The organism is Wolbachia endosymbiont of Protocalliphora sialia (assembly GCF_053891855.1).
The window spans coordinates 87,935-98,115 of record NZ_JAIUJX010000001.1 but is presented as its reverse complement, the minus strand read 5'-3'; the positions used below and the strand labels follow the sequence as shown (position 1 = coordinate 98,115).

General features: G+C 33.0%; 9 protein-coding genes and 4 pseudogenes. 6 read left to right on the top strand and 7 right to left on the bottom strand.

Translation table 11 applies throughout. The features are described 5' to 3' along the window. Positions 1-1,019 precede the first annotated feature (1,019 nt). Positions 1,020-1,187: a hypothetical protein gene (locus tag LB100_RS00440; protein WP_456201049.1), complete on the bottom strand. Its 168-nt coding sequence runs from the start codon at positions 1,185-1,187 to the stop codon at positions 1,020-1,022. Between LB100_RS00440 and LB100_RS00435 the strand changes: the two genes are divergently transcribed. Then, positions 1,114-1,398: a DUF2339 domain-containing protein gene (locus LB100_RS00435; RefSeq protein ID WP_405197037.1), complete on the top strand. Its 285-nt coding sequence runs from the start codon at positions 1,114-1,116 to the stop codon at positions 1,396-1,398. The two genes, LB100_RS00440 and LB100_RS00435, sit on opposite strands and share 74 nt — an antisense overlap. On the opposite strand, the pseudogene LB100_RS00430 reads toward LB100_RS00435, so the two are convergent. After that, a pseudogene (locus tag LB100_RS00430) lies at positions 1,284-1,655 on the bottom strand (ankyrin repeat domain-containing protein); the annotation flags it as partial. The gene LB100_RS00435 and the pseudogene LB100_RS00430 overlap by 115 nt on opposite strands. 168 nt (positions 1,656-1,823) lie before the next feature. Then, positions 1,824-2,180: pseudogene (locus tag LB100_RS00425) on the bottom strand (phage tail protein); the annotation flags it as partial. A gap of 233 nt (positions 2,181-2,413) precedes the next feature. On the opposite strand from LB100_RS00425, the pseudogene LB100_RS00420 reads away from it, so the two are divergent. Continuing rightward, positions 2,414-2,554 (top strand): annotated as a pseudogene (locus LB100_RS00420) (IS110 family transposase); the annotation flags it as partial. Positions 2,555-2,868: 314 nt separating this feature from the next. Here LB100_RS00420 and LB100_RS00415 read toward each other — a convergent pair. Continuing rightward, positions 2,869-3,261, bottom strand: a pseudogene (locus tag LB100_RS00415) (WPE palindromic element domain-containing protein); the annotation flags it as partial. 155 nt (positions 3,262-3,416) lie between these two features. On the opposite strand from LB100_RS00415, the gene LB100_RS00410 reads away from it, so the two are divergent. The 3 genes from LB100_RS00410 to LB100_RS00400 all read left to right on the top strand — a co-directional run bounded on the left by LB100_RS00410 (position 3,417) and on the right by LB100_RS00400 (position 4,665). Continuing rightward, positions 3,417-3,725 (top strand): hypothetical protein, encoded by a 309-nt coding sequence (locus LB100_RS00410; RefSeq protein ID WP_456200951.1) that lies wholly within the window; start codon positions 3,417-3,419, stop codon positions 3,723-3,725. A gap of 195 nt (positions 3,726-3,920) precedes the next feature. Continuing rightward, positions 3,921-4,229 (top strand): hypothetical protein, encoded by a 309-nt coding sequence (locus LB100_RS00405; RefSeq protein ID WP_456200949.1) that lies wholly within the window; start codon positions 3,921-3,923, stop codon positions 4,227-4,229. Then, positions 4,183-4,665, top strand: a complete 483-nt coding sequence (locus LB100_RS00400; protein WP_456200947.1) for a hypothetical protein — start codon at positions 4,183-4,185, stop codon at positions 4,663-4,665. Before LB100_RS00405 ends, LB100_RS00400 begins: the two co-directional genes overlap by 47 nt. Before the next feature lie 214 nt (positions 4,666-4,879). Here LB100_RS00400 and radC read toward each other — a convergent pair whose 3' ends face one another. Further along, positions 4,880-5,560: a RadC family protein gene (radC, locus tag LB100_RS00395; protein ID WP_264336722.1), complete on the bottom strand. Its 681-nt coding sequence runs from the start codon at positions 5,558-5,560 to the stop codon at positions 4,880-4,882. A gap of 662 nt (positions 5,561-6,222) precedes the next feature. Between radC and LB100_RS00390 the strand changes: the two genes are divergently transcribed. Further along, positions 6,223-7,329 (top strand): D-alanyl-D-alanine carboxypeptidase family protein, encoded by a 1,107-nt coding sequence (locus LB100_RS00390; protein WP_264330504.1) that lies wholly within the window; start codon positions 6,223-6,225, stop codon positions 7,327-7,329. A gap of 32 nt (positions 7,330-7,361) precedes the next feature. Here the strand turns inward: LB100_RS00390 and LB100_RS00385 are convergent, their stop codons facing one another. Together LB100_RS00385 and LB100_RS00380 are read right to left on the bottom strand one after the other, a co-directional pair. Next, positions 7,362-8,720, bottom strand: a complete 1,359-nt coding sequence (locus tag LB100_RS00385) for a DNA recombination protein RmuC (RefSeq protein ID WP_456200945.1) — start codon at positions 8,718-8,720, stop codon at positions 7,362-7,364. A 255-nt stretch (positions 8,721-8,975) separates the two neighbouring features. Beyond that, positions 8,976-10,136 carry a porin gene (locus tag LB100_RS00380; RefSeq protein WP_456200943.1) on the bottom strand — a complete coding sequence of 387 codons (1,161 nt, stop codon included), beginning with the start codon at positions 10,134-10,136 and terminating at the stop codon, positions 8,976-8,978. Between the last annotated feature and the right edge of the window lie 45 nt (positions 10,137-10,181).

Sequence of the window (10,181 nt, the reverse complement as noted above, 5' to 3'; positions counted from 1 at the left end):
CATTATATCTCCATACCTTTTGGTTTATGGTTTCAACCTTATTTCGCATATTATGGGTTATGACAATTCAGACATGGGTTTCTTTCGTAACCATATCTAACTCTTCTTGGAAGGATTTACCATAAGGTTTAGTATTACTCCCTTTTTATCCATGCTTGCACCATGTGAAGTTGCCAATTTCACAAAATGTGGATAACGATTTCAGCCAGATGTTATGGCGGATGGGATTGAACCATCACGATTTCACGACTTTCAGGTCGCACGAGAAGAGTTTGTTTGGAATTTTGCTATCATTTTGCACTACTTTGTGTTTATTGTATCATAACTATCATCCTCCAATGAATTGAATTCAAGTAAAGAAATATTAGCGTTAGATTATTAGGTAGATTTATCAGCTTGTTTTTTGTTGGACCCAAATAACTATGAAAAGAAATTACCAAAAGTGATGCAACCAATACAAAAAACTTTATAATTATACCTAAAAATCATCAAGAAAAGAGCCTGCTGTTTGTACAAATTCTGTAATGAGAATGCTCAAAAAAGCGTATCAAACCGAAAAAGAAAGTAATAAATTGATATAAAATGGAGACTTGACAATGAGTTAAGTGAATAAAAACGTTATATATATCTTATGAAACCTATCAATGTACATGTTAGTTTAACGCTCCCTGCCAGAATTTTGGCTTTTGCTACCATTTTGCAGTGAATCTCTTGTTACAATATTCCTTAATGCTTTCTTTATTATCTCTATACAACATCTCATAGGGTAATAATGGATCTATAATTATGGATGTAATCTATGTAACTGTTTTGCTGATCTTTCTTATTCAAATCTGCAACTTACATAGTAAGGTGAATAAATTACAAGACCAACTGTTCAAATTACTGAAAAAAAATGTTACACCCAACTTAAAAAGTAGCATAGTACTAGATAAAAATCCATGGCAACATACTAATGATACAACACTTGACGAAAAAAACACTTTTGCTACTAAAAATGGAGAATCAGAGCAATCTACTCAATCTAAAAAGCAATCGAACTTTGAGCGACAGTTTGGCATTCGCTTGCCTGTGTGGATAGGTGCTATCGCTTTAGCGCTTGCTGGCTTTTTTATGGTTAAGTATTCTATTGAAATAGGGCTACTTGGGCCAAATGTACGTATTATTCTAGGTCTGATATTTGGCATTAGTTTACTTTATGCTGCAAATTGGGTGCATACTAGGCCTAAGTTTGCTAACGGTATGCGAATTGTGCAGGCACTATCTGGTGCAGGTATTGCTGATTTATACATTTGCATCTTTGCAGCTCCTGCCTTTACTAGATCTTTTATTATTTCAACTCCTGCTCCTCCTATCTTGCATGCAGAGTGCAGTGGCGTACATCCAGTAACATATTGAGTGGCATTTACTTCTGCTCCTTCCCTTAGTAGCACTTTTACATTTTCTAAACTTTTTGCGAATACTGCACAGTGTAGTGGTGTATAACCATTTTTATCTCTTGCATTAACCTCTGCCCCTTTTTTTATTAATAACCTCACTGTTTTGTAATCAGATGCTTGATGTAATATCGTCTCTCCTTCTTCATTTTTTTTGTTAATATTTTTAAATCCGTTACTTGATACTTCTTTAAAAAACTTACTCTTGCTAAAACTCATTTCATACCTCACAAAATTAGCTTTTCTAGCGCCAGACAAATTTCTTATATTTACCTGCTGCTATTCAAGTCATGTCTTTTTTAGCATGAGAAAGCAAGTCCTTTTCTTTTTATTTCATACACTTTAACCTATTATCAATATAATACATGAGGATCTAAATATAAGTACTTAACTTATTACACATATTGCTTGACTATTTTTCCAACTTCTGTGCAAATGTCGATGTTCGTGCCATTTCAGTACTCCTGGATAAAACACTAAAATGTGATTTTCTAATTCGTGTATTGAGTCTTTCTGCTCTAAATCATTTTTATAGTAAATGTTGTGTTCTGCTAAAACATATTTTGTGATCTTTTGATCAGTATAATTTTCTACTTTGTAATCATGGGTAACGCTAAACCTTTCTAAAATTGGTTTGTGTTTTAAATTCCAACGTTGCCCTGAAAGCTTATCGTTTTCCAATACAAATTTATTTCCTCTTTCCTCTATACTACTAACTGAAAAGCACGAATTTATTTCTCCTAATCTTCAACTATTGTAAGTTAAAAATATGATATAAAGAAGATAAGAGGGAAGATAGTCCTATCTTTATAAGAAAATAGGGCTATCACGGGCGTGTGCGACTGACCAACTATTGGTATTATAACCGTTCGGATCAAGGTACACTAGCCCATCTCTCGATATGTTTGAATAGTTGTGTGGGACATAAATATGCACCCGTTTACAATCTTAAATCAATTAAAACTATCGAAGTTATTATGATTACGTCTTATCAAAATTTTATTGGCATTGACATCGGAAAATTTAAAAATGTTGTTGCAGTTCACAAACAGAAGAGCGCTGTCGAATTTGACAATGATACTTCTGATTGGCAACAAATGTTTCAAAAATTTTCAGATACAAATGCAATTGCCTACTTGATGCCTTGCCATCGTGTAATCTGCCGTTGGGGAGTAGAACGCAAAAATTGCTTATGAAGCGCTACCTTATAAGGCATAATATCGATTAATCTTTTCTTTAATTTATTTTTCCAACCTTTCAATCATTATCTTTAATCAATTATATTTTTCCATTTTATAGATTAAAAAATTTAGCTTATCCTTTTCAAATAACATTAACATGACTTACCTTTTTTTGGGTCTAGGAACTTTCTGGAAATTGTCTTCTTGAATTCTATGGTACTTTGTTTAACATTGACGCATGAGTCTGGAATCCAGTTTTTATTACACTGCCATTTGATGTACTCATTTGCAATTAAATTGTCTGGATCCAAGTAGTCAAGCACTGGGATGACAGAAGGTATATAAATATCCATTAGTAATAAATACATGACAAGCACTAAGGTCCAAAGCAACATAGACCCTTCTTTATTTCCCCAAACTCCACAAATCTTATAGATCAAAGGTTTTGTTGTGTGTGAGTGGTAATATACGTTTTCGAGTGAGAAATCATTTGTAATGTGGCAGTAGATCAAAATAGCCATCGATGTTGATACACAAAAAAATATGACAGAGGAGACGAATCGGTAAAAACTAAGCGGTAGAAACAAATACGTTAAAGATAACAAACAGGCTATGAGTAGCGATATATTCCCAAATTCAGGCATAAGATTCATATAATGATATTACTAATAATAAATTGGGAGTTAAAGTTTTAATATAGGAACAAAGCTAATCTTCAATTATATTAATAGTAAGTAAAAATTAAGTATTAAGCTTTTATACTTTATATTATATAACATTAATATTGTGAGGTAATATTATGGGCACAACTAAGATTAGTGAATTTCTATTCAATATAAAAGGTAAAGTGGCAAAACAACATGCTGAACCAATAATTGAAAAAAATCTCTATACTATTTTAGGATTCAAAGATGTAGAAGATTTCGAACATAAGACAAGTAAGTCCGTTAACAAAAAAATTTGGCAGCTATTTATTGATTGCTTTACAAAGGAAATAGATTATGTAGCAACTAAGCAAGTTGTAAAAAACGTTGTTTGTAATATTGCCAAAAGTGGCCAAGGGAATGCTTTTACTGAAGCTGAAAGCTTAATCTTAAACGAAAAATAAGATAATAAAAAGAGAGAAAGAGCGATTAAAAAAGCTACTAGTATTTTAAAAAAAATCAATCCAGAGAAAGCCTTCAATGAACTTTCAGTAATAAAAAAACAAGCCGAAGATTTTTTACAAACCGATTTTTATAAGGCGCAGAGCAAACCACTGCCAGGATTTGCTCCATCTGGTGCGCAGCTTTTTGCGGAAACTTTGAAATATATAGAAACACTAGAAAAATTATCAGAAGTTAAAAAGGAAGATTTAACTAAGAGTTTCCTATTAAATTACATTAGCTCACTAAATAAAAAGTATCCTAAATCACAAGGTAAAAGGGAAGATGCTATCGCAATACTATCAAGCAATGAGTTGAAGAATTTTTATGATAAAGGTGTAAAAGAAGGAATATTACAACCGCTGGCATCCTATAAAGAATGCAGAAATCTGTATGATAAAATGAGCCAGATAAAAAATCATGCTGTTGAAAAAAAAGAACAGAGAAAGCTTAAGGGAAATCAGTAAGTCAACAATCAGCATAATTAGTGACATAAAAAAATGTAGAGAAGCAGTCCTTAGTTGCAAAAATTTTCAGAGCTCCTACATAAAAGAAAAAGCAGAGCATCCATTTAGAGGCAGTGCATGTCAAAAAATGATTGATATATATCAAGAGAGAATTGCTGGATATCAGGAAAAATTTCGTCAAAACCTAAACCAAATAAGAGCAATATTAAAAGATACGCCGCAAGATGTGGAAGAATTCGAAGAAATAATCAATTGCGCACATGAAGCAGAGCAGTATGATAAAATTTTTGATTCGGCTTTAATTTGTTTACCTAACATACAGAATAAGCTAGATATTCAACCAGAAAATCCCCTAACAGAACTCAGAGCTTCACAAATTAACTTTGAAATTGAGCTAACTAGGCTCTGTGAACAAAATATTAGAGTAAGCATGTGAGTGCTTCAACAAAATTCAAAAAACCAACAAAGACCTCATAAGTCTTATCAAAACAGGAGATTTCTAATAGTGGCAAATACCATGTATTTCTTTCAATTTGCCACTACCTAAATCACACATTGTCTTCCAGAAGGAAAATTTTTGTTCCACTGGCAACCACCTCATGTATAGCTTTACTTCCATAATAAGAAAAATGGCAAAAGCAATTTTAGATCTACTCTAATAAAAGCCTATTTTCCTTGAAACTAAAATAGCTACTAAATGTGATAATAATATGATCTATTAATTCTATTCCTATGCTTTTGCAAGCTTCTGCAAGCTGTCTAGTGAGAAACATATCGCTACTTGAAGGCTGTATATCTCCACTTGGGTGATTGTGGGATATTACAATAGATGTTGAGCCAATCAAAAGAGCGCGTCTTATGATCTCTCTAACGTAAATAGGAGTTTGATCTACTGTACCAAAGTTTTGTAGATCTTCTGCTATTAGACGATATCTTTTATTCATATAGATAACGCGAAAATTTTCTTTATTAAGGCTTCCTATACTTGCTTTTAAATAATCAAGCAATTTTTTCCAATTATTGATTATAGGTAAGTCCTTTATTTCTTCTCGTGCAGAACGAACAAAAGCCTGTTTCACACAAAAGATAGCAGATATGGCTGCATTATTAACTCCTTTAATATTTTGCAGTGCTTCTAAATCGGCATTAAAAACCTTATTTAAACTACCAAAATTTTCTATCAAACTCTTTGCTACTGGCTTTACATCGATTCTACTATATGCTGAATATAAAATGTGTTCTAAAATCTCATAATCAAGTAATGATTGTCCGTTATCTGAAATAATTCTCTCTCTTAGGCGCTTTCTATGACCTTTTTTGTAATCTTTCATTATTCATGAATTGCTTATCTCTTATAATAAGAAATTGAATTTTTAAGTAAAATATTTAATAAAACACATGAAGCATAATTGTAAATTTTTGAAGACAGCAAATGGTGTCATGAAAGTAGCTGACACTGTCCTCCATCCAAGAGGGTGTCATTCCAGTGCTTGACACTGGAATCTAGCCTTTCTGAAATCTCACCGAAAATGTTGCAACCACTTTCTATGCTAGTTTGCTTGCTCATAAGCTAAACTTTCCTGGATTCCAGTGTCAAACACTGGAATGACACCTCAAATATTAATAAATTTACCAAGCGAAAAAAAAGGCAAAAAAATCCCCGTGTAACGAGTTTTGACCCTATAATAATGTAAATTGGCGCTGTAATAATGTGCTAACGCTTAAAATAAGCGCGTTTTGGCTGAATGTAGAAAAAATAAAAAAGACATGCAGCCGCTATAATTTTTATGTAATTTACCAATAAATATCTGAGTTTTTTACTGAATTTTTGTTGTTGAACCCGCGCGGATCGAAAACAAGGATAAATACTCTTATTGTCATAATAAGGGGGCTGGCGCAGTTTGTCAAGGAAGTTTTATGCAAGAGATCTATTGAAATGCTCGTGCAAAATCATACTATTAATTTAGCACATTATAAATTTAAAATTATAAATATGTTAAGCAAATTAGTAACTTTGCTATTAATTTTTATACTCCCTTTTAATTCGTACTCATATCAGTTTAGAACTAAAGCAAAGCAAGCAGTTGTTTTAGATTTAGCTTCAGACTCTTTCATTTTTGACCATAATTCCAGTGAAAAAATGGCCCCATCTTCAATGAGCAAGTTAATGACTTTATATGTGGCCTTCGATTATCTAAAAGCTGGAATAATAAAAATGGAAGATAAATTTCGAGTAAGTAGAAAAGCATGGGAAAGGAAAGGCTCTTCTATGTTTTTGAAAGAAGGTCAATTTGTTACTGTAAAAGAACTGCTTGAAGGAATTACAATTGCCTCAGGTAATGATGCATGCATAGTGCTAGCCGAGGGTATCGCAGGATCAGAAGAGAATTTTGTTGCTGAAATGAATGAAGTTGCACAAGATTTGAATCTTAATGATAGTCATTTTGTTAACTCAAGTGGATGGCCAGATGAAAACCATTTTATGAGCGCAAAAGACTTGGTAACACTGGCAAAAAGAATTTTCACCGATTTTCCTGAATACTATGATCTATTCTCTGAACAATATTTGACATATAACGATATTGTACAAAAAAATAAAAATCTTTTACTTTTCCATGATATTGGAGTTGATGGTCTAAAGACAGGTCATACGAGTGCTGGTGGTTATGGAATTATAGTATCTGCAAAACGGAACGATAGGAGAATTTTTGCTGTTGTGAATGGTTTGGACACCGAGAAAGAGCGAATAGAGGAAGCAAAAAGACTAATACAATATTCCTTAAATCATTTTAATACCAAGAAAATATTTGCTAAGGATAGCGTAGTTGAAGAAATAAATATTGTTTATGGAAAAGATAAAAAGGTGCCCGTTACAGTTGCAAACGATGTTACCATAACTTATAACCGCAGATTACATGATAAAATTAAAGTGCGTATTGAGTATAAAGATATGGTACCCGCACCAATTAAAAAAGGTCAAGAAGTGGGCAAAATTTTTGTAGAAATACCTGGTACTGAGCAAAAAACTATACCTGTTTATGCAGCAAATGATGTGCAGGAATTGAGCTATATAAAAAAAATTTTTAGAAAGTTGTTTTAATCAGCAAATGTAAGTTAAGGAGACCTGAAATACTAATCTACTTTCAACCTCTCAGCATGTAAACTGCGTGGTAAAGATTCCAACTCTTTTGCAGCAGTGAGTTCTTTATTTTTTGCATGTATACCAAGCTTATTGAATTCTCGGGCAGCAGGAAACACTCTTGCCTCAAGCGAACCAGCAGTTTTATTGTAATGATCAACAGCACTTTTTAAGCTTCTGCGTAAATTATCAAAATTTTCGCCCATTGTGCAGATTCGCTCATATAAAATATGGCCTAGTTCACTTATTTTCTTTGCATTTTCAGCTATCATCTCTTGCTTCCATCCATAGGCTACTGCCCTAAGTAGCGCGATTAAAGTGATTGGTGTTGCAATAATTACTTTTTTTTCTATTCCAATTTCTATCAAAGCTGGTTCACATTCTAGTGCTGCACTAAAAACCCCTTCTCCTGTTAAGAAAAGCACCACAAGTTCTGGCGTATTTTCAAATTGGTTCCAATATTCCTTTCTGCCTAGATCGTTTATATGTTTTTTTATCGCCAGAGAATGATTCTTCAACTTTTCCCTTTGTATCTGCAAATCATTTTGTGACATAGCATCCATATAAGAATCAAGTGGCACTTTAGCATCTATTATTATTTGCTTTCCTGATGGCATTTTTATTATTAAATCAGGACGTAACAAATTATCCTCATTTTTATCAACCACTGAAGCTTGAGTAAAAAAATCGCAATATTCAACCATTCCCGCCATTTCTACCACTCTTTTGAGCTGCATTTCACCCCACTTGCCCCTAATGTGAGGTTTCCTCAGGGCGTTAGCAAGGCTAGAAGTTTGACTCATTAATGCTCCAATTTGCTCTCTTAAACCTTCATAGGCCCCTACCCTCTCCTTCTCTAGCTCACGTATTTCACTGTCGAATTTTTCTAATTTTTCTTTTATTGGAGTAACAACTTCATTGATCGTTGCTTGCCTTTTTTTGAAGTCACTTTCTGTTTCTTTTAGTTTACTATCGATTACTTCCTTAGCTAAATTCAGAAAATTATTATTGTTTACCTGCAAAGCATCAAGAGAGAGCGCTTTAAAAGTGTTTGTAAGCCTCTCCTCTGCTTTTGTCAGTAACTCCATCTCTTTTTTCTTTTCCTCACGTTCTTTTTGCAAAATTACTTCAAGCTCTGCATTCCTCACTTTCAAATCAACTATCTCTTCATCCTTATTCAGTAAAGTTCTCTTTGCCTCTTGAAGCTCATGCTCTACTTTAAGTAAATTCTTCTCAAGACTTGCTGATTTTATATTCTCTTCACTTAATTTTCTGTTCTTTCTTGCGATGATATAGAGAAATAGTAGTAAAAAAAGGAAATTCAATACAAAAGCTATAGAATTGAAAAGCATCAGAACACAGAAAAAACCGCACTCACAATACTATCTAATTTTTTTATATATAAAAAAGAAAAAAGAGCACCTGAAGAGATGCGCTTACTGAAGGGTTTGGTTTGCTAATTAATAACTGTTTTCTCCTACACTTAGATTAGTAACAGAATGTCTTTTTATTGAAAATCTTATGTAATAGTTATTTTTATAATATCAAATATATTAACAACTCAATTTTACTCTCATTATTACAATACTTACATACCAGTTACTTCACTAAAAACTTAGCTTCAATCCGGCCAAAAGCACATACCCGGAGTTATTATCTTTTACTACAGGTTCCTGAGTACTAAATTTTACAATATCGAAGTAGTATGAAGTGCCAAGAGCTAATGGATATTCAAGACTGAAAGCCTGTGATGTGAATTCGTTTGTACCTTTACCTGCAATATACCTAACACTATTAAAATATGTTAAGCTCACTTTACGAGAATCAGAATGATAAGCAACACCTGCATTTACATAATGCATATTATTTGTTTCAGGACTACGCTTCTCACCAGATTTACCGCCATTACCGTACGAAAAAATGCAATCGAGTTCAAAAAGTTTTAGCTTCAATCCAAAATTCCAGTGTAGTAATTGATTACGGCATTCATAATTTTGAGAAGTACCATCCGAGCAGTCAGTTAAATTTTCCCTTGCAAACTCACCAGCCAAGGCAGTAGTAAAACTTATATCATCTGATAGGCCATTTTCATACGAAAGACCAGCGGCTATTAGATTGTTATATTGTAAATTATTTTTACCTGGAACATAACTAAATCCAAGTTGAAAGTTATAGATTTTAGGAGAGATATAGTTTAACGTTGGTTGTTTTAACTTTAGTTCTAGTCTATTATAGTCGCTATAAATATTAGGCTTGACCCAAAATACCTTATCCTTATCATACCCAGAACCATCATCTTTTTTTTTATTACCGCGCAAATTTGCATAATCTGTCCAATGACCATTTATTCCTCCAGCAGCTGTGTAAATTTTTGAAGTGTTAATTAACATACTCTGACTAACTAAACTTCCTTTACCATATTCAACTGATCCAAACTCCTGGTTCTTTATGATAAAATAGCACTTCTCCATTTCTAATTTTTCTATGTCTAATGCTTTTAGGTTTGCAATAGCAGAAACTCCTGCCTTAACATTAAACCCCATTTGCGTATTGGGATAAACTTGCTGCAAATAAAGAAAGCGCAGGTCTGAATAACTTGAGGTCTTGTCTTTTGTAGAGCTAAAAGAATCTCTGTTGAAAGCGTAGCCAAATCTTAAATCTATTTTTCCATCTAGTTCTGCATAAAACATCTCCTTATCCAGAATTACCCTAGCATTGACACTCCCTACCACGAATAATAATGAAAATAGTTTGATCAGTAACCTCATAGTTAAGCTTAAATTTTTAATATAAGCTTAATAGAAATAAAAAAC

Bases quoted from the DNA above. Each gene is read 5' to 3' on its own strand.
- LB100_RS00435 (WP_405197037.1), top strand. From the start codon at position 1,114: ATGGTTAAGTATTCTATTGAAATAGGGCTACTTGGGCCAAATGTACGT.
- LB100_RS00440 (WP_456201049.1), bottom strand. From the start codon at position 1,187: ATGCCAAATATCAGACCTAGAATAATACGTACATTTGGCCCAAGTAGC.
- LB100_RS00410 (WP_456200951.1), top strand. From the start codon at position 3,417: ATGGGCACAACTAAGATTAGTGAATTTCTATTCAATATAAAAGGTAAA.
- LB100_RS00400 (WP_456200947.1), top strand. From the start codon at position 4,183: ATGCTGTTGAAAAAAAAGAACAGAGAAAGCTTAAGGGAAATCAGTAAG.
- radC (WP_264336722.1), bottom strand. From the start codon at position 5,560: ATGAAAGATTACAAAAAAGGTCATAGAAAGCGCCTAAGAGAGAGAATT.
- LB100_RS00390 (WP_264330504.1), top strand. From the start codon at position 6,223: ATGTTAAGCAAATTAGTAACTTTGCTATTAATTTTTATACTCCCTTTT.
- LB100_RS00385 (WP_456200945.1), bottom strand. From the start codon at position 8,720: ATGCTTTTCAATTCTATAGCTTTTGTATTGAATTTCCTTTTTTTACTA.
- LB100_RS00380 (WP_456200943.1), bottom strand. From the start codon at position 10,136: ATGAGGTTACTGATCAAACTATTTTCATTATTATTCGTGGTAGGGAGT.